The organism is Pseudomonas sp. E141 (assembly GCF_052659885.1).
The window spans coordinates 2,276,335-2,296,607 of sequence record NZ_CP084024.1 but is presented as its reverse complement, the minus strand read 5'-3'; the positions used below and the strand labels follow the sequence as shown (position 1 = coordinate 2,296,607).

General features: G+C 60.2%; 19 protein-coding genes. 15 read left to right on the top strand and 4 right to left on the bottom strand.

Annotated elements, in window-relative coordinates; genetic code table 11:
* The first annotated feature begins 1 nt into the window (after nucleotide 1).
* The 6 genes from GKKCFE_RS10390 (at nucleotide 2) to GKKCFE_RS10365 (ending at nucleotide 4,712) form a co-directional block, all read left to right on the top strand.
* Nucleotides 2–835 carry an alpha/beta fold hydrolase gene (locus GKKCFE_RS10390; RefSeq protein WP_107322612.1) on the top strand — a complete coding sequence of 278 codons (834 nt, stop codon included), beginning with the start codon at nucleotides 2–4 and terminating at the stop codon, nucleotides 833–835.
* The gene (locus tag GKKCFE_RS10385) at nucleotides 832–2,313 is read left to right on the top strand and encodes an aldehyde dehydrogenase (protein WP_139050397.1); all 1,482 of its coding nucleotides are present in this window, start codon (nucleotides 832–834) and stop codon (nucleotides 2,311–2,313) included. The genes GKKCFE_RS10390 and GKKCFE_RS10385 overlap by 4 nt, the downstream gene beginning before the upstream one ends.
* A gap of 12 nt (nucleotides 2,314–2,325) precedes the next feature.
* A complete protein-coding gene (locus GKKCFE_RS10380; RefSeq protein ID WP_139050398.1) occupies nucleotides 2,326–2,811 on the top strand; it encodes a flavin reductase family protein in 486 nt (161 codons plus the stop codon).
* A 117-nt stretch (nucleotides 2,812–2,928) separates the two neighbouring features.
* Nucleotides 2,929–3,318 carry a carboxymuconolactone decarboxylase family protein gene (locus tag GKKCFE_RS10375; protein ID WP_047226643.1) on the top strand — a complete coding sequence of 130 codons (390 nt, stop codon included), beginning with the start codon at nucleotides 2,929–2,931 and terminating at the stop codon, nucleotides 3,316–3,318.
* Between the two features lie 75 nt (nucleotides 3,319–3,393).
* Nucleotides 3,394–4,146, top strand: coding sequence for a GntR family transcriptional regulator (locus GKKCFE_RS10370; RefSeq protein ID WP_047226617.1), 753 nt, complete (start codon nucleotides 3,394–3,396; stop codon nucleotides 4,144–4,146).
* 2 nt (nucleotides 4,147–4,148) lie between these two features.
* Nucleotides 4,149–4,712: an NUDIX hydrolase gene (locus GKKCFE_RS10365; protein WP_047226618.1), complete on the top strand. Its 564-nt coding sequence runs from the start codon at nucleotides 4,149–4,151 to the stop codon at nucleotides 4,710–4,712.
* Nucleotides 4,713–4,718: 6 nt separating this feature from the next.
* Here the strand turns inward: GKKCFE_RS10365 and GKKCFE_RS10360 are convergent, their stop codons facing one another.
* A complete protein-coding gene (locus GKKCFE_RS10360; RefSeq protein WP_139050400.1) occupies nucleotides 4,719–5,012 on the bottom strand; it encodes a DUF1330 domain-containing protein in 294 nt (97 codons plus the stop codon).
* A gap of 68 nt (nucleotides 5,013–5,080) precedes the next feature.
* On the opposite strand from GKKCFE_RS10360, the gene ribBA reads away from it, so the two are divergent.
* The 8 genes from ribBA to GKKCFE_RS10320 all read left to right on the top strand — a co-directional run bounded on the left by ribBA (nucleotide 5,081) and on the right by GKKCFE_RS10320 (nucleotide 13,352).
* Nucleotides 5,081–6,190, top strand: a complete 1,110-nt coding sequence (ribBA, locus tag GKKCFE_RS10355) for a bifunctional 3,4-dihydroxy-2-butanone-4-phosphate synthase/GTP cyclohydrolase II (protein WP_076385081.1) — start codon at nucleotides 5,081–5,083, stop codon at nucleotides 6,188–6,190.
* Nucleotides 6,191–6,540: 350 nt separating this feature from the next.
* Nucleotides 6,541–7,566 carry an ABC transporter substrate-binding protein gene (locus tag GKKCFE_RS10350; RefSeq protein WP_047226621.1) on the top strand — a complete coding sequence of 342 codons (1,026 nt, stop codon included), beginning with the start codon at nucleotides 6,541–6,543 and terminating at the stop codon, nucleotides 7,564–7,566.
* Nucleotides 7,563–8,498, top strand: coding sequence for an ABC transporter permease (locus GKKCFE_RS10345; protein ID WP_047226622.1), 936 nt, complete (start codon nucleotides 7,563–7,565; stop codon nucleotides 8,496–8,498). The genes GKKCFE_RS10350 and GKKCFE_RS10345 overlap by 4 nt, the downstream gene beginning before the upstream one ends.
* Nucleotides 8,499–8,504: 6 nt before the next feature.
* Nucleotides 8,505–9,314 (top strand): ABC transporter permease, encoded by an 810-nt coding sequence (locus GKKCFE_RS10340; RefSeq protein WP_053125546.1) that lies wholly within the window; start codon nucleotides 8,505–8,507, stop codon nucleotides 9,312–9,314.
* Between the two features lie 17 nt (nucleotides 9,315–9,331).
* Nucleotides 9,332–10,483, top strand: a complete 1,152-nt coding sequence (locus GKKCFE_RS10335) for an ABC transporter ATP-binding protein (protein WP_445577814.1) — start codon at nucleotides 9,332–9,334, stop codon at nucleotides 10,481–10,483.
* 40 nt (nucleotides 10,484–10,523) lie between these two features.
* Nucleotides 10,524–11,009 (top strand): flavin reductase family protein, encoded by a 486-nt coding sequence (locus tag GKKCFE_RS10330; protein ID WP_047226625.1) that lies wholly within the window; start codon nucleotides 10,524–10,526, stop codon nucleotides 11,007–11,009.
* 29 nt (nucleotides 11,010–11,038) lie between these two features.
* A complete protein-coding gene (locus GKKCFE_RS10325) occupies nucleotides 11,039–12,082 on the top strand; it encodes an LLM class flavin-dependent oxidoreductase (RefSeq protein WP_316913007.1) in 1,044 nt (347 codons plus the stop codon).
* Between the two features lie 262 nt (nucleotides 12,083–12,344).
* Nucleotides 12,345–13,352 carry an acyltransferase family protein gene (locus GKKCFE_RS10320; RefSeq protein ID WP_445577813.1) on the top strand — a complete coding sequence of 336 codons (1,008 nt, stop codon included), beginning with the start codon at nucleotides 12,345–12,347 and terminating at the stop codon, nucleotides 13,350–13,352.
* Nucleotides 13,353–13,421: 69 nt separating this feature from the next.
* On the opposite strand, the gene GKKCFE_RS10315 is transcribed toward GKKCFE_RS10320, so the two are convergent.
* From GKKCFE_RS10315 to GKKCFE_RS10305, 3 genes are all read right to left on the bottom strand, one after another.
* Nucleotides 13,422–15,530, bottom strand: a complete 2,109-nt coding sequence (locus GKKCFE_RS10315; protein ID WP_445577812.1) for a TonB-dependent siderophore receptor — start codon at nucleotides 15,528–15,530, stop codon at nucleotides 13,422–13,424.
* A gap of 167 nt (nucleotides 15,531–15,697) precedes the next feature.
* The gene (locus GKKCFE_RS10310) at nucleotides 15,698–17,467 is read right to left on the bottom strand and encodes a sodium:solute symporter family protein (protein WP_445577811.1); all 1,770 of its coding nucleotides are present in this window, start codon (nucleotides 17,465–17,467) and stop codon (nucleotides 15,698–15,700) included.
* An 11-nt stretch (nucleotides 17,468–17,478) separates the two neighbouring features.
* Nucleotides 17,479–17,745, bottom strand: a complete 267-nt coding sequence (locus GKKCFE_RS10305; protein WP_047230535.1) for a DUF4212 domain-containing protein — start codon at nucleotides 17,743–17,745, stop codon at nucleotides 17,479–17,481.
* Nucleotides 17,746–17,992: 247 nt separating this feature from the next.
* Here GKKCFE_RS10305 and GKKCFE_RS10300 point away from each other — a divergent pair, with 247 nt between their 5' ends.
* Entirely contained in the window at nucleotides 17,993–19,789 is a 1,797-nt protein-coding gene (locus GKKCFE_RS10300; protein WP_076385095.1) for a methyl-accepting chemotaxis protein, read from the top strand.
* Nucleotides 19,790–20,273 lie beyond the last annotated feature (484 nt).

Here is a 20,273-nt window from a genome sequence, read left to right as displayed (position 1 = left end):
CATGATTCGGCTCACCGCTGAACTCACCCCGGCCGGCACCAGTTATCTGGCGACCGGCCAAGGCCAGCCCGTGGTCTTGATCCACGGCGTGGGCCTGAACAAAGAAATGTGGGGCGGCCAGATCGTTGGCCTGGCCACAAAATACCGCGTGATTGCCTATGACATGCTTGGTCACGGGGCCAGTCCGCGTCCCGAAAGCGGCACCGGCCTGCTGGGTTACGCCGACCAGTTAGTGGAGCTGCTCGACCACCTGCAAGTGCCCCAGTCGACAGTGATCGGTTTCTCCATGGGCGGCCTGGTGGCCCGTGCGTTTGCCTTGCATTATCCGCAACGCCTGCAAGGCCTGGTGGTCCTTAACAGCGTATTCAACCGCAGCGCCGAGCAGCGTGCCGGGGTCATCGCCCGCACCGCCCAGGCCGCCGAACATGGCCCGGACGCTAACGCCGAGGCCGCGCTGTCACGCTGGTTCAGCCGCGAGTATCAGGCCGCCAACCCGGCGCAGATTGCCGCCCTGCGCCAGACCCTGGCAGGAAATGATCCTCAGGGTTACCTGACCACCTATGAACTGTTTGCCACCCAGGATATGTACCGCGCCGACGACCTGGGCAGCATCACGGTGCCAACGTTGATTGCCACCGGCGAACTGGACCCGGGCTCGACGCCGGAAATGGCCCGTGAACTGGCCGAGCGAATTCCCGGTGCAACGGTTGCCGTGCTTGACGAGCAGCGGCATATGATGCCGGTAGAATCGCCGCGCCTGGTCAACCAGTTGCTGCTGGAATTTCTCGACAGCGCAAATACCCGACAAAATCCAATAAAGGGGATCGTTGCATGACACTCGCACGCTTTTCGATGTGCATCGGCGGTGAATGGGTCGATGCCCTGTCCGGCAAGACTTTCGAAAGCCTGAACCCGGCCCTGGCCAAGCCCTGGGCCGAGTTGCCCGATGCCGACGAAGCCGATGTCGAGCGCGCCGTGCAGGCTGCACAGACGGCGTTCGAAAGTCCTGCCTGGCGTGGCTTGACCGCCACCGCTCGCGGCAAACTGCTGCGGCGTCTGGGCGACCTGATCGCTGAAAACAAAGAACAACTGGCCCAACTGGAAAGCCGCGACAACGGCAAGCTGATCCGTGAAACCCGCGGGCAGGTCGGTTACCTGCCGGAGTTTTTCCATTACACCGCGGGTCTGGCCGACAAACTTGAGGGCGGCACCCTGCCCCTCGACAAACCGGACCTGTTTGCCTACACCGTGCACGAAGCGATGGGCGTCGTTGCAGCGATCATTCCCTGGAACAGTCCGCTGTACCTGACCGCGATCAAGCTAGCCCCGGCGCTGGCGGCCGGCAACACCATTGTGATCAAACCCTCCGAACACGCTTCGGCCACCGTTCTGGAACTGGCTCGCCTGGCCCTGGAAGCCGGGATTCCACCGGGGGTGGTCAATGTCGTCACCGGCTACGGCCCGAGCACCGGCGCCGCCCTCACCCGTCATCCGCTGGTGCGCAAGATCGCCTTCACCGGCGGCGCCGCCACGGCCCGGCATGTGGTGCGCAGCAGTGCTGAAAACTTCGCCAAGCTGTCGCTGGAGCTGGGCGGAAAATCACCCAATATCATCTTCGCCGACGCCGACCTGGACAGCGCCATCAATGGCGCGATAGCCGGGATCTACGCCGCATCGGGACAGAGTTGCGTCTCTGGTTCGCGACTGCTGGTGCAGGATGAAATCTACGATGAGTTCGTCTCGCGCCTGGTAGAGCGGGCCCAGCGCATCCGCATCGGCAACCCTCAGGAAGATGCCAGTGAGATGGGCCCGATGGCCACCGCGCAGCAACTGGCAGTGGTCGAAGGTCTGGTGGCCGACGCTATCGCTGAGGGCGCTCGTCTTCGCTTGGGCGGCAAGCGCCCAGCGAACCTGGGCGAAGGCTGGTTCTACGAGCCGACCCTGTTCGAATGCGACCGCAACTCCATGAAGATCATGCAGGAAGAAGTGTTCGGCCCGGTGGCGTCGGTCATTCGTTTCAAGGATGAAGCCGAGGCATTGGCGATTGCCAACGACTCGCAGTTCGGCCTCGCCGCCGGTATCTGGACCCGCGACCTGGGCCGCGCCCATCGCCTGGCCCGGGACGTGCGTTCGGGGATCATTTGGGTCAACACTTACCGCGCGGTCTCGGCCATGGCGCCCATTGGCGGCTTCAAGAACAGCGGCTACGGACGCGAGAGCGGCATCGATTCGGTGCTCGCTTATACCGAACTCAAAACGGTGTGGATCAATCTCTCTCAGGCGCCCATGCCTGACCCGTTCGTGATGCGCTAGGAGTCCTGAGAAATGATCGAGCCCGGCATTTACAAAGAAGTCATGAGTTCGTTCCCATCCGGCGTCACGGTGGTGACCACCCTGGACCCAGACGGCAACATCGTCGGCATCACCGCCAGCGCCTTCAGCGCGCTGTCGATCGACCCGGCGCTGGTGCTGTTTTGCCCCAACTACGCCTCCGACACCTACCCGATCCTGCGTGACAGCAAACAGTTCGCGATCCACCTGCTGTCCGCCGACCAGACCGCCGAAGCCTATGCCTTCGCCGGAAAAGGCAAGGACAAGGCCAAGGGTATCGACTGGCACCTGAGCGAGCGCGGTAACCCGCTGCTGAGCAACGCCACCGCCATCATCGAATGTGAACTGTGGCGCGAATACGATGGTGGTGACCACGCGATCATCGTCGGCGCGGTGAAAAACCTGATCCTGCCCGAGCAGCCGGTGACGCCGATGATCTACCACAAAGGCAAGCTCGGCCCACTGCCGGTGCTGGCCTGAGTCTTCCGGGCGCAGATCCAATGTGGGAGCGCCCCATTTTCTCAGGAGCCGGCATGAGCCAAGCAGACGTGCAACTGCACAACCAACCTCTATCGACGATGTTGAGAGCACACCACGATGAGCAACGACAAATATGAACAAGGCCTGAAGATCCGCACCCAAGTGCTGGGCGAGGACTACGTCAACCGCTCCATCGAGAACGCCGACGATTTCACTCGCCCCTTGCAGGAAATGGTCACCGAATACTGCTGGGGCCATGTCTGGGGCCGTGAGGGTTTATCGCTCAAGGAACGCAGCATGATTAATCTGGCCATGATCTCGGCGCTCAATCGTCCGCACGAACTCAAGCTGCATGTGCGTGGCGCCTTGCGTAACGGCCTGAGTCGTGAGCAAATACGCGAAATTCTGCTTCAGGTCGGCATCTATTGCGGCGTCCCTGCTGCCGTAGACAGTTTCCGGCTCGCCCGTGAAGCCTTCGCCGAAGCCGATGCCGAGGCCTCCAGTTAACCCTCGGCTGTTTGATCTGAGCGGGCAAGCCTCTTGCCCCTTCTGCATGGACAGCCACATTACAGAGCGGACCCGATGAAACGCCTGCCACTCGACGACAGCTTCAAGGTCAATCGCAACCCCGTTACCCTGCGCGAAATCGTGCTGGATAAACTGCGAAGCGCCATCATGAATTTCCAGCTTCTGCCGGGAGATCGTCTGGTCGAACGCGATCTGTGCGATCGCCTGGGCGTGAGCCGCACGTCGGTGCGCGAAGCCTTGCGTCACCTCGAATCCGAAGGGCTGGTGGAATTCGCCGATGCCAAGGGCCCACGAGTCGCGATCATCACGTTGGCCGATGCCGGCGACATCTATGAACTGCGCTGTGTACTCGAGGGTTTGATCGTTCAGCTGTTCACCCTGCGGGCCAAGGCCAAGGACATCAAAGCGCTGGAAAAAGCCCTGGAGGAGAACCGCAAGGCCCTCAAGGACGGCGAACTGCAACAGGTCATCGATTCAGTACAGGGTTTCTACGATGTGCTGCTGGAAGGCTCCGGCAACCATGTTGCCGCCACTCAGTTGCGCCAGTTGCAGGCCCGGATCAGCTATCTGCGGGCGACCTCGGTGTCCCAGCAGAACCGTCGCGGTAGCAGCAACCAGGAAATGGAACGCATGGTCGAGGCAATCAAGAGTGGCGATCCGCTGGCCGCCCACCAGGCTTGTGTCGACCATGTGCGCGCCGCCGCCAAGGTCGCCCTGGAGTACCTCAAGCGCCAGCAGGAAGAAACCGGCGACATCCCTGAAATCACGGCGCCCATCGCCCTGAAAGAACCTCGCATAGGTCGCTGATCATGTTCAGCCCCAGCTTTTGTCCAAGGTGCGGCGGCAGCGACTTGAGTCACCGCCTGCCAGCGGGCGATACCCACGAACGCCTGATGTGCGGTGGCTGTGGCTATATCCATTATGTGAATCCGAAGATCATTGCCGGCTGCATCATCGAGCAGGACGGCAAGTACCTGCTGTGCCAGCGCGCAATTCCTCCGCGCCCCGGCACCTGGACGCTGCCGGCGGGCTTCATGGAGGGCGGTGAGACCACCGAGCAGGCGGCACTGCGCGAAGTCTGGGAAGAGACCGGCGTTCGCGCGGACATTCTCTCGCCCTACTCGATCTTCAGCGTGCCGAAAATCAGCGAGGTGTACATCATCTTTCGCGCCATCGCGCTGGAGATCACTGGCCAGTTCGGCCCGGAAACCCTCGCTTGCCAGTTCTTCGCCCCTGAAGATATTCCGTGGGACAGTATTTACTACCCGGCCATCCGCCAGATCCTCGAACGCTACATCGAGGAACGCCAGGCCGGGGTCTACGGCATCTACATTGGCAACGACGACAGCGGCAAGATTCATTTCATCCGCTGACAGGCCTCAGGGCGCAATACCCTCGACGATAATCACCTCAGCCTTGGCTACGTCCAGGCGATAGCGCTTGGCCGCCTGATACTGCTGCGAGTGATAACAGGCCAGCGCCTGCTCGTAAGAATCGAACTCGATCACCACGCTGCGTTGCGGCGTGGCCCTGCCCTCCAGCGCCTCGCTGCGCCCGCCCCGGGCCAGCATCCGTCCGCCATACAGAGCAAACGCCGCTGGCGCCCGCTGGGTGTATTGGCTGTATTGATCGGGGTCGGTGACATCTACATGAGCAATCCAGTACGCCTTCATAGTGACCTCTCGGTTTATTTTGTATTATGGTATACCAGGTATTTTAACCTGACACCGAGAATTCCAGCATGGCCTTCAACAGCATCGAAGAAATCATCGAAGACTACCGACAAGGCAAGATGGTGCTCCTGGTTGACGACGAGGATCGGGAGAACGAAGGCGACCTGTTGCTGGCCGCCGACCGCTGCAGCGCCGAAGCCATCAGCTTCATGGCTCGCGAAGCGCGCGGATTGATCTGCCTGACCTTGACCGACGAACACTGTCAGCGCTTGGGCCTGGAGCAAATGGTGCCCAGCAATGGCAGTGTCTTCAGCACCGCCTTCACCATATCCATCGAGGCGGCCGTTGGCGTGACTACCGGCATATCTGCTGCCGACCGCGCGCGCACCGTTGCCGCGGCGGTCGCTGTCGGCGCCGGTCCCACAGACCTGGTGCAGCCGGGCCATATCTTTCCGTTGCGCGCCAAGGAAGGTGGCGTGCTGACCCGCGCCGGTCACACCGAAGCCGGTTGCGACCTGGCGCGCCTGGCAGGCTTCACACCGGCGTCGGTGATCGTCGAAGTGATGAACGACGACGGCACCATGGCCCGCCGTCCTGACCTTGAGATTTTTGCCCACAGGCACGGGATCAAGATCGGCACCATCGCCGACCTGATCCACTACCGCTTGAGCACCGAGCACACCGTGGTGCGCATCGGTGAACGCGAATTGCCCACGGTGCACGGTACCTTTCGCTTATTCACCTTCGAAGACCGCATCGAAGGCGGCGTGCACATGGCGATGGTGATGGGCGATATTCGCCGGGAAGAACCGACCTTGGTGCGAGTGCACGTGATCGACCCGCTGCGGGACCTGGTGGGTGCCGAATACAACGGGCCTTCCAATTGGACGCTGTGGGCGGCCCTGCAACGGGTCGCCGAAGAAGGCTGCGGCGTGGTGGTCGTACTGGCCAATCACGAATCGTCCCAGGCGTTGCTCGAGCGCGTACCGCAGCTGACCCAGCCGCCACGCCAGTTCAGCCGGTCGCAATCACGCATCTATTCTGAAGTAGGCACCGGTGCGCAGATTCTCCAGGACCTGGGCGTCGGCAAGTTGCGGCACCTGGGGCCGCCGCTCAAATACGCGGGGTTGACGGGGTATGACCTGGAGGTGGTGGAGAGTATTCCCTTTACCGGATAAGCATGAGGCACCACCGTCCTCTGTGGGAGCGAGCCTGCTCGCGATAGCGGTAGACCTATCGGTCTCAAATGTTGACTGACACACCGCTATCGCGAGCAGGCTCGCTCCCACAGAGAGTGCAAAAAATCCCGGCAAGACAGATAGCCGGTACGGCAAAATGCTTGCAGAAAGTTTGGAATACCATAATATGATATTCCATAGACCGGCCACTCCAGCTAAGTGCACCCAACCGGGCAAGCACGCGAAACCAGCCCTTGGCCCGGTCGCCTGCAAGGCCAGATGGACCTGAAGCTCCCGATAAGCGGGTAAACACAAGCCCGCTCAATAAACACAACAATGAGGGCGTGAAAATGGTGTTGAAGAAAAGTGCAGCCGCAATTTTTTTTGCAGGTCTGCTGAGCGTTACCAGCCAGGCATCGATGGCGGCCGAAAGCATCAACTTCGTCAGTTGGGGCGGCAGCACCCAGGACGCCCAGAAGCAGGCGTGGGCCGCCCCGTTCAGCAAGGCCAGCGGCATCACCGTGGTCCAGGATGGTCCGACCGACTACGGCAAACTCAAGGCCATGGTCGAAAGCGGTAACGTGCAGTGGGACGTGGTAGATGTCGAAGCTGACTTCGCCTTGCGCGCCGCCGCTGAGGGTTTGCTCGAACCCCTGGACTTCTCGGTCATCGAACGCGACAAGATCGATCCACGCTTCGTGTCCGATCACGGCGTCGGCTCGTTCTACTTCTCGTTCGTCCTCGGCTACAACGAAGACAAGCTCGGTTCCGGTAAACCTGAGGACTGGTCCGCGCTGTTCGACACCAAGACCTACCCTGGCAAACGCGCCCTGTACAAGTGGCCAAGCCCTGGCGTGCTTGAACTGGCTCTGCTGGCCGACGGCGTTGCAGCGGACAAGCTTTACCCGCTGGACTTGGACCGCGCCTTCAAAAAACTCGACACCATCAAAAAAGACATCGTCTGGTGGGGCGGCGGTGCCCAGTCCCAGCAACTGCTTGCCTCCGGCGAAGCCAGCATCGGGCAGTTCTGGAACGGCCGTATCTATGCGCTGCAGCAGGACGACGCCCCCGTCGGCGTAAGCTGGAAACAAAACCTGGTCATGGCCGACATCCTGGTCATTCCAAAAGGCTCGAAAAACAAGGCCGCAGCCATGAAGTTCCTGGCCAACGCCAGCAGCGCCAAGGGCCAGGCGGATTTTTCCAACCTGACTGCTTATGCGCCGGTCAACGTCGACAGCATCGCACGCCTGGATTCGGTGCTCGCTCCCAACTTGCCGACCGCCCACGCCAAGGATCAGATCACACTTGATTACGCGTACTGGGCCAAGAACGGTCAGGACATCGCGACACGGTGGAACGAATGGCTGGTGAAATGAAAATTTCGGCAACGGCAACCCCTCGCACCGGGAGCGCTCCTGGCGCTGCCGGTGCGGCAACTGCCAAGGCAGCGATGGTCGCGCAAACGCCGTCGCTGGCACAGCGCTGGCGCGGGGCCGGCAATCTGCTCCCCGCCCTGCTGTTCCTGGGCCTGTTCTTCCTGGCGCCGTTGATTGGGTTGCTGCTGCGTGGCGTGCTGGAACCGGTACCCGGGCTGGGCAACTACGAGCAATTGTTCGCCAATTCGGCCTATGCAAGGGTGTTGTTCAACACCTTTTCGGTAGCCGGGCTGGTGACGCTGTTCAGCCTGTTGCTGGGCTTCCCCCTGGCCTGGGCCATCACCCTGGTGCCTCGAGGCTGGGGCCGCTGGATGCTGAACATTGTCTTGCTGTCGATGTGGACCAGCCTGCTGGCCCGTACTTATTCCTGGCTGGTGCTGCTGCAAGCCTCCGGGGTGATCAACAAGACGCTGATGGCGCTGGGCATCATCGACCAACCGCTGGAGATGGTGCACAACCTCACCGGCGTGGTCATCGGCATGAGCTACATCATGATCCCATTCATTGTCCTGCCGTTGCAGGCGACCATGCAGGCCATCGACCCGATGATCCTGCAAGCCGGCTCCATCTGCGGCGCTAGCCCGTGGACCAACTTCTTCCGGGTGTTCCTGCCGCTGTGCCGGCCGGGTCTGTTCTCCGGCGGGTTGATGGTGTTCGTGATGTCGCTCGGTTACTACGTGACCCCGGCGTTGCTGGGCGGTGCGCAGAACATGATGCTGCCCGAATTCATCATCCAGCAGGTGCAGTCGTTCCTCAACTGGGGCCTGGCCAGTGCCGGCGCTGCCTTGTTGGTGGTGATCACCCTGGTGTTGTTCTACTTCTACCTGAAGCTCCAGCCGGAATCCCCGGTGGGTGCCAGCAACGCGAGGTAAGCCGTCATGCTCCTGACCCCCAATGCCATGAGCCGGCGCATGCGGTTCGGTCTGTACTTCACCACTGGCCTGATTGCGCTGTTCCTGCTGTTGCCGATCGTGTTCATCGTGCTGCTGTCGTTCGGTTCGTCCCAGTGGCTGGTCTTCCCGCCACCGGGCTGGACATTGAAATGGTACGGCCAGTTTTTCTCCAATCCCGACTGGATGAGCGCGGCATTGACCAGCCTCAAGGTCGCGGTACTGACCACCGTCTGCGCTGTCGCCCTGGGCCTGCCGACCGCATTTGCCCTTGTACGTGGACGCTTCCCCGGCCGGGAAATGCTCTACGGCCTGTTCACCCTGCCGATGATCGTGCCACTGGTGATCATCGCAGTGGCGGTGTACGCGCTGTTTCTCAAACTCGGCTACACCGGCACGATGTTCGCGTTCGTGGTCAGCCACGTCATCGTCGCGCTGCCGTTCACCATCATTTCGATCATCAATTCGTTGAAGCTGTTCGACCAGTCCATTGAGGACGCTGCGGTGATCTGCGGCGCCTCACGCCTGCAAGCGGTGTTCAAGGTGACCTTCCCGGCGATCCGCCCAGGCATGGTCGCCGGTGCCCTGTTCGCGTTCCTGGTGTCGTGGGACGAGGTGGTGCTGAGCGTCATGATGGCCAGCCCGACCTTGCAAACCCTGCCAGTAAAGATGTGGACCACCCTGCGCCAGGACCTGACGCCTGTGATCGCCGTCGCTTCGACGCTGCTGATCGGCCTCTCGGTTTTGGTGATGGTGATCGCCGCCGCCCTGCGCCGGCGCAATGAAATCAGCGCCTGAGCGCCTAGGAGAACACGATGAGTGCCGTCAAAGACCCCGCACAACAGAACAACAAGACTCTGGTCAGCCTGCGCAACCTGAACAAGCACTACGGCGACTTTGCTGCCGTGGACGACATATCCCTGGACATCCAGGAGGGTGAATTCCTGACTTTTCTGGGCTCCAGCGGCTCGGGCAAAAGTACCACGCTGTCGATGCTGGCCGGGTTCGAGACCCCCAGCAGTGGCGAGATCCTGGTGGACGGCAAATCCCTGGTAAACGTTCCACCCCACAAACGCGACATCGGCATGGTGTTCCAACGGTATTCGCTGTTCCCGCATTTGTCGGTGCGTGACAACATTGCCTTCCCGCTGGCGATCCGCAAACTGGCCGCTGCTGAACGTGATCGTCGCGTCGACGCCATGCTCAAGCTGGTGCAGCTTGAGCAATTTGCCCACCGCCGCCCTTCGCAACTGTCCGGCGGCCAGCAGCAGCGCGTGGCGATTGCCCGGGCGCTGGTCTACGAACCACGCATTTTGTTGATGGACGAGCCTCTCGGCGCCTTGGACAAAAAGCTTCGCGAAGACCTGCAGGATGAACTGCGTCAGTTGCATCGTCGCCTGGGCATCACCATCGTCTACGTCACGCACGACCAGGAAGAAGCCATGCGCCTGTCCCAACGCATTGCCATCTTCAGCCACGGCAAGATCGTCGGCCTGGGCAGCGGCTACGACCTCTATCAGAACCCGCCGAATGCCTTTGTCGCCTCGTTTCTAGGCAATTCCAACTTTCTCAAGCTCAAGGCCCAGGGCAACGCGGTGGCGACGTTTGAAGACCAGTCCTTGTCTATTCGCCTGACCGCCGGTCTGCAAAGCGATCAGGCTGTATTGCTGATGGTGCGCCCGGAAAAAGCCTTGGCCCTGAGCGTCGAACAAGCCGCCCAGGAGCCCTTGGCGGCCGGCTGGAATGAGGTCTCGGCCAAGGTCGTCGAGGTGCTGTTTCTCGGTGAGAGCCAGACCTGCAGCGTGGTGACTTCGGGCGGCACTGCCATGACGGTCAAAGCGCTTTCCGCCGCCGGCATGCCCCTCAAGACCGGCGACCCGGTGCGCGTGCGCTGGGCCACGACCGATGCGTGCGTCTACACCCAATGGGCCGAAAGCGACCTCAACAAGGCCGCCGGGGCTCATTGAGGAACCGCGTCATAACCGAATTGCGTACGAGGACTGCTAAATGATCGATGCCAGCGTTTACAAACAAGTCATGGGCTCGTTTCCGTCCGGTGTGACAGTGATCACCACACTCGATGACGACGGGCACATCGTGGGCCTCACCGCCAGTGCCTTCAGCTCATTGTCGATGGAGCCGGCCCTGGTGCTGTTTTGCCCCAACTACAGCTCCGATTCCTATCCGGTGCTGATCAAGAACAAGCGCTTCGCCATTCACCTGCTCTCCGGTGGGCAACAGAACGAAGCCTACGCATTCGCCCGCAAAGGCAAGGACAAGGCCCAGGGCATCGAATGGACCCTGAGCGAGTTGGGTAACCCGCTGCTGAGCAACGCCACCGCCATCATCGAATGTGAACTGTGGCGCGAATACGAAGGCGGCGACCACGCCATTATGGTCGGGGCCGTGAAGAACCTGATCGTGCCGCAACACACACCAGGGCCGCTGGTTTACTGCCACGGCAAGATGGGCGCCCTGCCCGTCCTCGCCTGAACCGATCGCCAACCATAAGAGAAAGCGCCATGAAATTTTCCCTGTTCGTACACATGGAGCGCTGGGACGAAAGCGTCAGCCATCGCCAGTTGTTCGAAAACCTGAGCGAGCTGACCCTGATGGCCGAGGCCGGCGGTTTCAGCACCGTGTGGATCGGCGAGCACCACGCCATGGAGTACACCATCTCGCCAAGCCCGATGCCATTGCTGGCGTACCTGGCCGGCAAGACCACCACGATTCACCTGGGCGCAGGCACCATCATCGCGCCGTTCTGGCACCCGCTGCGGGTGGCCGGCGAATGTGCGCTGCTGGATGTGATCAGCAATGGCCGCATGGAAGTCGGTCTGGCCCGGGGCGCCTATCAAGTGGAATTCGACCGCATGGCGGGCGGCATGCCCGCCTCCTCCGGCGGTCAGGCTCTGCGGGAAATGGTCCCGGTGGTGCGTGCCCTGTGGCAAGGCGACTACGCCCATGACGGCGAAATCTGGAAATTCCCCACCTCCACCAGCGTGCCCAAGCCGATTCGCAAACCCCACCCACCGATGTGGATCGCCGCCCGCGACCCGGATTCCCACAACTTTGCCGTCGCCAATGGCTGCAACGTCATGGTTACGCCGCTGATGAAGGGTGATGAAGAAGTCCTGGACCTGAAGAACAAGTTCCAGGCTGCCCTGGACAACAACCCTGACGTGCCGCGTCCACAACTGATGGTGCTGCGTCACACCCACGTGCATGCCGCCGACGATCCCGAAGGCTGGAAAATCGGCGCCCAGGCAATCTCCAAGTTCTACCGCACCTTCGATGCCTGGTTCGGCAACAAGCAAGTTCCGGTCAACGGCTTTCTGGCACCAAGCCCGGAAGAAAAATTCGCCGAGCGTCCGGAGTTCCAGCTGGAGAACATTCGCAAGAACACCATGATCGGCACCCCGCAGCAGATCATCGAACGGATCAAGTATTACCAGGAACTGGGCGTGGATGAGTTCAGCTTCTGGTGCGACAACAGCCTGTCCCATGCCGAGAAGAAGAAGTCCCTGGAGCTGTTTATCCAGCAGGTGGTGCCGGCCTTCAATTGATATCCAACCCTGGAACCCCCGGGGTCAGTTCCACCGCCATCGCGAGCAGGCTCGCTCCCACAGGGGGGCTATGCCGTTCACATAATGAGTGAACACCCGCGGCCAATGTGGGAGCGAGCCTGCTCGCGATGGCGGCCTGACTGAGACAACGATGTCATATCTGCCAAATTCCCCCACTTCCCCGTCGCCGCCCCGCAAACCTCTGTTCAGCGCCGATAAACCCCAATAACTTAACCGTTCAACGGATCAACTCTGATTAAGGATGATGGGCGTGGGGAGTTATCGGTTGCTGCTGGCCATGCTCGTGGCGATTTCCCACATGGGCGTGATGTTCGTAGGCTTCAACCCCGGCGTTGTTGCCGTAGTGTCGTTTCTGATTATCAGCGGTTTTGTGATGACGCCCTTGATCGACAGGAGCTACAACGTCCCAGGGAAAATCGGCCTGTTCTACCTTGACCGATTGTTGAGACTTTACCCGCAGTTCCTTCTGTATTTCGTCCTCTCCTGCGCGGTGATTCATTTCCTGCTGCCGGGCACGCCACAGGCGGCGGCGCTGACAATCGAAAACATCGCCACCAGCCTGCCCATCGTGCCGCTGGGTTTCTATATGTTCGGCATCACTGTGCCGGAGATCCTGCCACCTGGCTGGTCTCTGGGGCTGGAGATGTGCTTTTACCTGCTGATCCCGTTTCTGATCCTTTATAAGGCCCGAGGCATTGCGTTCGCGGTGTCCGTAACGGTTTTCCTGGTCGCCTCGCTGGGCTACGTCAACACCGACATCTACGGCTACCGCCTACTGCCGGGCGTGTTGTTCATCTTCCTGTGCGGCAGCTACCTGTACCACGCCCAAACCAAAGGACTATGGGTCGCCTCCATCACCACAGTCGTGGCAGCGATAATGTTCCTGGCCATTGTTGTCGGGTTCATTCCCCGCCGCCCCTTCAGCGCAGAAGTAACCTTGGGCATAGTCTTGGGTGTGCCGGCGGTGCATGTGCTCAGCAGGCTCAAGCATCACTGGATGGATGAGTTTCTGGGGAATATCAGCTATGGCGTGTTCCTCAACCATTTTGTGGTGATGTACGTGTTGCGGGCGTTCTGGCCGGTTGAGTACAGCGCCCTGATGATTACACTGGTGCTGGTGTTGTCGCTGGCATTGAGTGGCTTGTCGTATTACTGCGTTGAGCGACCGGCGCTGAAGCTGCGCCACGCGTTGAGGGCGGGCGCTAAACGTGACATCACGCAGGTACCCGTTGGCCGCACACTGGCTTAGCCGCTGGCCCCGAATAAAAAAATGCCCGGAACTCGGTTCCGGGCATTTTTTGTTTTCAGTACAGCGCACTCAGAACGTCACGCTGGCACTCAGGCGGGCGGCACGCGGTTCGCCGACATTGACCTGCACTTCGCTGCCGGTGGAAGACGGGTAGTAGTGTTTATCGAACAGGTTGTCCACGTTCACCTGCAACGAGGTCTTGTGCCCCAATACCGGTGACTCCCAGCGCAGGAAGGCGTCGGCCACGGTGTAGCTGCTGAGCCAGAAACCGTTGGCGGCATTCGCGGCGCGCTCTCCAACATAACGCGCACCGGCGCCGGCGTGCCACGCGCCGAATTCAGCGGGCACGTTCAGATGGTGGGTCAGGTACAGGCTGGCGGTGTGCTTGGGTGCGTCGGGCAGGCGATGACCTTCGTTTTTCGGGTCATCCAATATCTCGGTATGGGTGTAGGCGTAAGTGCCTATCAAGTCCCAACGGTCGGCCAGGCGACCGGTGATGTCCAACTCCAGGCCTTGGGAGCCAACTTTGCCGGCGGCTTCGGAGACGTCGTCAACAGTGGTCACCACGTTCTTTTTAACGATGTCGAACAGGGCGAGGTTGATGTTCAAGCCTGGCAATGGATCGTACTTGGCGCCGATTTCATAGCTGCGGCCCTCTTCCGGTTTGAAGGTGGCAAGGTTTTTATCGACGGTATCGTTAGGCTTGAACGACCGGCTGTAGTTGCCATAAAGCGACAGTTCCTCGGTGGCTTTATAGACGAGGCCCAGGAATGGGACAAAGGCATCGCCGTTATCGTCACGAACGTGGACGCGCGTGAGCATGCCTTGGTCGGCGTATTGATCGTAATGCTGGTAACGGCCCCCAAAGACCAGGATCCAGCGGTCATCCAGATGCCAGTTGTCCTTGAGATACACCGAACTGGAAGTCAGCTTGTTGCTCAAGTTGCTTTGCGGCGCATTTACCGTGCTTGGCTCCCCCAGACCACCGTACACCGGTGCCGCAGGGTCAAAGCCTGATTGATAAGCTCCGCGATAGGTTTTGCCACGGAATTGATCGGACACCTGATTGTCGACACCGATCAACAGGTCATGACGCTGGCCGAACAGTTCCTGCTTGCCCATGAAATCCCAACTGGCGTAGCGGGTTTCATCGTCATAGTGCGCGCCGTTGGCGGCACGCTGGAAAACTCCGTTCGACAGCCGCGGCTGCGCAATCGAAAGACTATACCGATCATTGTTCCAGCCATAGGTCACGCGGGTCTTCCACGCTTCACTCAGCTCATACTCAAACCGCGCTGTCGCCGTTTCGCGAATCCCCACGCTTTTGGCCCAAGGCTCATCAAGGCGCTTGTTGTAGTCAATGTCGGCCGGATGCCCGTCGGTGAATACGGTGCCGCGGTCGAAGGGATTGGAATATTCGTTGTACTCATAACTGAGGTTCAACGAGGCCCGCTCACCCGTCCAGGCCAGGGACGGCGCCACCAGCGTGCTCTCGTTGACGCCATAGTTGCGCCAATAATCCTCATGCCCACGCTCGGCGATCAACCGATACGCCAGGCCGGTATCGCCCAACGGCCCGGTGGTATCCAGGGCCATGGTGCCGCCACCTTCGCTGTAGGCCGAGCCGCTCAGTGTGGTGCTCTGGGTGTATTCGGGTTTCTTGCTGATGATGTTGACCAGGCCGCCGGGCTCCAGCGCGCCGTATAACATCGAGGCCGGGCCCTTGAGCACTTCGACCCGCTCGGTGGTGGCGCTGAAGTTACGTCCCAGGTTCGAACGCACACCATCGCGCAGGATCGAGCCGTCATCGTTGGTGCCGAAACCGCGCTTGACCAGCGAATCCCGCGAACCGCCCAGGGTATTGCCCTGGCTGACGCCGCTGACAAATTTCATCGCATCGCCCAGCGAGCGCACCTGATAGTCCGCCAGGGTCTGCCGGGTCACCACGTTGATCGACTGCGCCTCTTCCTTGATCGGTACATCGCTTTTGCTCGCGGTGCTGGCTTGCGACGCCGTGTACCCTTCGTCCTGAGTGATGCGACTGCCCTGGATGTCCGTGGTTGGCAGTTCGAGAATGTCCTGCGCCCACAAAGGGCTTGCAATGAAACAGCAGGACAGCGTTGGCAACACGCGTTTAAAAAAGGCGTTGCGGGTAGCGAGAGGGGTGGAACGATTCAAGACGCAGCACTCACAGAGGGATGTTAATGAGAGAGAATATACTTTGAGAATGATTCCCAGTAAATATTTCTAACGCTTTCCCGCTTGACCCGCGCAAAAAAAAAGACGCCGGATCACTCCGGCGCCTTTGTTCGTTTCCCACCCCTGTTATCAGGGCTTACCGCACATCAATGATCGATGGCCGCACCCGCCCCCCTTGGAACCCGGATATCTTCCACCAGGTGCTGAATGTGCTCCGGTGGCGGCGCGGTAAAGCGTGACACCACCACCGCGGCTACGAAGTTGAAGAGCATCCCCAGGGTGCCGATGCCTTCGGGCGATACGCCCAGCCACCAGTGATCGGCAGTGTTCATCGCCGGATTGATGAATTTGAAGTAGACGATGTAGGTGAATGTAAACGTCAGCCCCACAATCATCCCGGCGATCGCGCCTTCGCGGTTCATGCGTTTGGAGAAGATCCCCATGACAATCACCGGGAAGAACGAGGACGCCGCCAGTCCAAAGGCGAACGCCACCACCTGGGCCACGAATGCCGGCGGGTAGATGCCGAACAACCCGGCGATCAGCACCGCCACGCCAGCGGCGATCCGGGCGGCCAGCAACTCTTGCTTTTCAGTGATCCTGGGCATGATGTTGCTTTTGAGCAGGTCATGGGAGACCGATGTGGAAATCACCAGCAGCAACCCCGCTGCCGTCGACAGCGCCGCCGCCAGGCCACCGGCGGCAATCAGGGCGATGACCCAGCCTGGCAACCCGGCAATCTCCGGGTTGGCCAGAACCATGATGTCGTTGTCGACATACAGTTCGTTGGCCACTGGTGAAACCTGGTTGCTCAGCAGCCGCTGCTCGTTCGCCCCGCGCTCACCCGTGAAACTCGGCGCGCCGACCAGGGCTGCCCCCGGGCCATACTGGATGATGCCGTCATTGTTTTTGTCCGCCCAGGCGATCAGCCCCGAATTTTCCCAGGTCTTGAACCAGGCTGGCGCTGTGGCGTAGCTGACGTTGGGGATCGAGGTCAGCAGATTGGTGCGCGCGAAAGCCGCCACGGCCGGTGCGGTGGTGTAGAGGATGGCGATGAACAGCAGTGCGTAACCTGCTGACTTGCGCGCATCACGCACTGTCGGGGTGGTGAAGAAACGCACGATCACATGAGGCAGGCCCGCAGTACCGACCATCAGCGCCATGGTGATGAAAAACACGTCGGTGGTCGATTTGGTGCCGTCGGTATAGGCCGTGAAACCCAGCTCCGCACCCAGCCCGTTGAGCCGCTCGATTACACTCTGGCCGGAGCCGGTGACCTCGCTGATGAAGCCCAGTTGCGGGACCGGATTACCGGTGATCATGATCGAGATGTAGATCGCCGGCACCATGTAGGCAAAAATCATCACGCAGTACTGCGCCACCTGCGTGTAGGTGATGCCCTTCATGCCGCCCAGTACGGAATAGAAGAACACAATGGCCATACCGATCATCACGCCGGTATTGATATCCACTTCCAGGTAACGGGAGAACACGATGCCCACACCGCGCATCTGCCCTGCCACATACGTGAAGGAAATGAAGATCACGCAGATCACAGCCACCACCCGCGCCGTCTGCGAGTAGTAACGCGCGCCGACGAACTCCGGGACGGTGAACTTGCCGAACTTGCGCAGATACGGCGCCAGACACATCGCCAGCAGCACATAGCCGCCGGTCCAGCCCATCAGGTAGACCGAGCCGTCATAGCCGGCGAAGGCGATGATCCCGGCCATGGAGATGAACGAAGCGGCCGACATCCAGTCGGCCCCTGTAGCCATGCCGTTGAGTACCGGGTGCACCCCTTTGCTGGCGACGTAGTACTCGCTGGTGGAGCCGGCGCGCGTCCAGATGGCAATGGCGATATAGAGCGCAAAGGACGCACCGACGAACAGGTAGATCAGGGTTTGGGTATCCATGCTCGTCGGCCTCAGTCTTCGTGGACGTCATATTTGCGATCGAGCTGATTCATCTTCCAGACATAGAAGAAGATCTCGAGCACAAAGACATAGATGGACCCCTGCTGGGCAAACCAGAATCCCAGGGGCGTACCGAAGAAGCTGATGGTGTTGAGCTGGTCAACCAGCAAAATGCCAAAGCCGAACGACACCAAGAACCAGATTGCCAGCAATACCAGCATCCAGCGTAGGTTCTCCGTCCAGTAGGCGCGCGCAGCCTGTTGCTTTTGAGTGGACATGGAAATCAACTCCCGTTGTTTTTATTGTTTTCCACTCAAACCGTAGCAGTCGCTGGGCAGAGCGCTAGTACGACTTTCGTCTACCTTCGCCACTCTGGATATTGACATCCGCGTTCCCTCACTTACTGGGACGGGTTAAAGATCGCGGAAACCGCCGCAGTGATATCAAATCGCCCATTTCCCTAAAGCTTTGCCGTGCGCGGTCGAATGTATGCAATCAAAGTGATTTTTTACCCGGGAGCAACGGATGCAGACGCTAAAGGCCTTGTACGAGTCTATCGAGATGCAGTTTTTCGATACGCTCACCAAAAAGCTGTCGAGCCTTTTCCTGCTGGTCGTGGTCAGTGGCTTGCTTTACTGGGTGGCAGTCAGTGCCCGCGCCGACATTGTGCTGCAGTTGCACACTGCGCAACTGGACCCCGCGCTGCTGGGGCAAGTCGAAGGCCGGCTCGACAGCCTCACCCATGCCCTGCTCTTCGGCGCGCTGCTGACGCTGTGCATGATCAGCTTCATGGTCTGGTACTTTCGCCACCTCATCGTGCGCCCCGTCACGGCCATGACCAAGGCGCTCGAGGAGATCGCCAGCGGCGAAGGCGACCTGTCCAAAGACCTGCCTCTGGTGACCCACGACGAAATCCGCGTGCTGGCCGACACTTGCAACCGCTTCCTGGCCAAGCAGCGGGAGATCATCAGTAATGTCCAGGCGCTGACCGTGCACATTGCGGTCGAATCGGCGCGTTCGTTGAAAAACATCAGCGACTCCAGCGACAGCGCTACTCACCAGGCCCGCTTCGCCAAGGAAGTGATGGACCAGAGCAACACCGCCGTAGGTCGCATCGAAGAAGTCTCGCGCCAGACTCAGGGCATTTCCAGCACCACTGCCCAGAACCTGAGCATGGCTCGCGACTCCTATGCAGAACTGCTGGAAGTGACGGGCAACATCAGTGAAATCTCCAGCAGCCTCAATGAATTCGCCACGCTGGTAGGCGCCCTGAACCAACGTTCTTCGAGCATCAAGTCCATCGTTGGGCTGATCCAGCAGATCTCTGCCCAAACCAACTTGCTGGCCCTCAACGCGGCCATCGAAGCCGCCCGGGCCGGTGAAAGCGGTCGGGGGTTTGCCGTGGTGGCCGATGAGGTGCGCACCTTGGCGCAGAATGTCAGCCGGGCTACCGACGACATCTCACGAAACATCGACGCCATGCTCGAAGAAGTCAGTTCCACACATGAACAGACCAACCAGATCAGCCACAGCGCCCGGGAAACCCAGAAAGTCGTGGAGCGTGCCTCGGGCCATTTCGAAAGCATGATCGGCGACTTCGAATCCACCAATGGCAAGTTGGCCGATATCGCGTCCCATATCCAGCTTTTCGCCGAATCCAACACGGGTATCAACGAACGGGTTACGCAGATCCATGCCGACAGCCAGTCGATTGACCAGCGCATGCAGCATTCGGCAACGGCTACCCGTGACTTGTCCGGTGTCGCTGAAAAGGTCCAGGCATTGTTGGGCCGGTTCGTGCTCGGCCATGGCAAGCTGGATGCCGCCATCACCCGGGCCAGCCAGTGCCGCGACGGCCTCCAGGTCCAATTGGAGGCGCTGCAGCAGGATGGCCTCAACCTGTTCGATCAGAACTACCAACTGATCCCCGGCACCGATCCCAAGCAATACATGACCAGCTACACCGAGCGTTTTGCCCAAGTCTGCCAGGAAGAATGCGACAAACTCACCCGCAGCACCCCGGGCGGCAAAGTCTCATTCATCGTCGACACCAAGGGTTATTGCCCAGTGAACAACAGCTGGGTTTCGAAACAACCGACCGGTGACCGCACCGTCGACCTGCCCGTGTGCCGCAACAAGCGCATCTTCAACGACCCGATCGGCCTGCGCGCGGCGGGCAACACCCAACGCTTCCTGCTCCAGACCTACCTGCGCGATACCGGGGAAATCATGACCGAGATCGACGTACCGTTCTTCTTCGGCGGCCGCCATTGGGGCAATTTGCGGGTCGGGTTCGATGCAGCGGTGCTGTTGGCAGAGTGATGCACTGCACCTGGTTCGGTGCTGATGCACATCCCGAGGCCACCCCAAAACAACGGTGGGAGCAAGCCTGCCCGCGAAAGCGGTAGATCAGCAAACATCAATGCTGCTGACCTGATGCCATCGCGAGCAGGCTCGCTCCCACAAGGGTTCTGTGGTGATGCAAATCCCGAGGCCGCCCCAAAACAACTGTGGGAGCGAGCCTGCTCGCGAAAGCGGTGGATCAGCAAACATCAATGCTGCTGACCTGATGCCATCGCGAGCAGGCTCGCTCCCACAAGGGGATCGGTGGTGTATGCAAATCCCGAGGCTGCCCCAAAATAACTGTGGGAGCGGGCTTGCTCGCGAAAGCGGTGGATCAGCAAACATCAATGCTGCTGACCTGATGCCATCGCGAGCAGGCTCGCTCCCACAAGGGGATCGGTGGTGTATGCAAATCCCGAGGCCACCCCAAAACAATTGTGGGAGCGAGCTTGCTCGCGATGGC

Bases quoted from the DNA above. Each gene is read 5' to 3' on its own strand.
- GKKCFE_RS10390 (WP_107322612.1), top strand. From the start codon at position 2: ATGATTCGGCTCACCGCTGAACTCACCCCGGCCGGCACCAGTTATCTG.
- GKKCFE_RS10385 (WP_139050397.1), top strand. From the start codon at position 832: ATGACACTCGCACGCTTTTCGATGTGCATCGGCGGTGAATGGGTCGAT.
- GKKCFE_RS10380 (WP_139050398.1), top strand. From the start codon at position 2,326: ATGATCGAGCCCGGCATTTACAAAGAAGTCATGAGTTCGTTCCCATCC.
- GKKCFE_RS10375 (WP_047226643.1), top strand. From the start codon at position 2,929: ATGAGCAACGACAAATATGAACAAGGCCTGAAGATCCGCACCCAAGTG.
- GKKCFE_RS10370 (WP_047226617.1), top strand. From the start codon at position 3,394: ATGAAACGCCTGCCACTCGACGACAGCTTCAAGGTCAATCGCAACCCC.
- GKKCFE_RS10365 (WP_047226618.1), top strand. From the start codon at position 4,149: ATGTTCAGCCCCAGCTTTTGTCCAAGGTGCGGCGGCAGCGACTTGAGT.
- GKKCFE_RS10360 (WP_139050400.1), bottom strand. From the start codon at position 5,012: ATGAAGGCGTACTGGATTGCTCATGTAGATGTCACCGACCCCGATCAA.
- ribBA (WP_076385081.1), top strand. From the start codon at position 5,081: ATGGCCTTCAACAGCATCGAAGAAATCATCGAAGACTACCGACAAGGC.
- GKKCFE_RS10350 (WP_047226621.1), top strand. From the start codon at position 6,541: ATGGTGTTGAAGAAAAGTGCAGCCGCAATTTTTTTTGCAGGTCTGCTG.
- GKKCFE_RS10345 (WP_047226622.1), top strand. From the start codon at position 7,563: ATGAAAATTTCGGCAACGGCAACCCCTCGCACCGGGAGCGCTCCTGGC.
- GKKCFE_RS10340 (WP_053125546.1), top strand. From the start codon at position 8,505: ATGCTCCTGACCCCCAATGCCATGAGCCGGCGCATGCGGTTCGGTCTG.
- GKKCFE_RS10335 (WP_445577814.1), top strand. From the start codon at position 9,332: ATGAGTGCCGTCAAAGACCCCGCACAACAGAACAACAAGACTCTGGTC.
- GKKCFE_RS10330 (WP_047226625.1), top strand. From the start codon at position 10,524: ATGATCGATGCCAGCGTTTACAAACAAGTCATGGGCTCGTTTCCGTCC.
- GKKCFE_RS10325 (WP_316913007.1), top strand. From the start codon at position 11,039: ATGAAATTTTCCCTGTTCGTACACATGGAGCGCTGGGACGAAAGCGTC.
- GKKCFE_RS10320 (WP_445577813.1), top strand. From the start codon at position 12,345: ATGATGGGCGTGGGGAGTTATCGGTTGCTGCTGGCCATGCTCGTGGCG.
- GKKCFE_RS10310 (WP_445577811.1), bottom strand. From the start codon at position 17,467: ATGGATACCCAAACCCTGATCTACCTGTTCGTCGGTGCGTCCTTTGCG.
- GKKCFE_RS10305 (WP_047230535.1), bottom strand. From the start codon at position 17,745: ATGTCCACTCAAAAGCAACAGGCTGCGCGCGCCTACTGGACGGAGAAC.
- GKKCFE_RS10300 (WP_076385095.1), top strand. From the start codon at position 17,993: ATGCAGACGCTAAAGGCCTTGTACGAGTCTATCGAGATGCAGTTTTTC.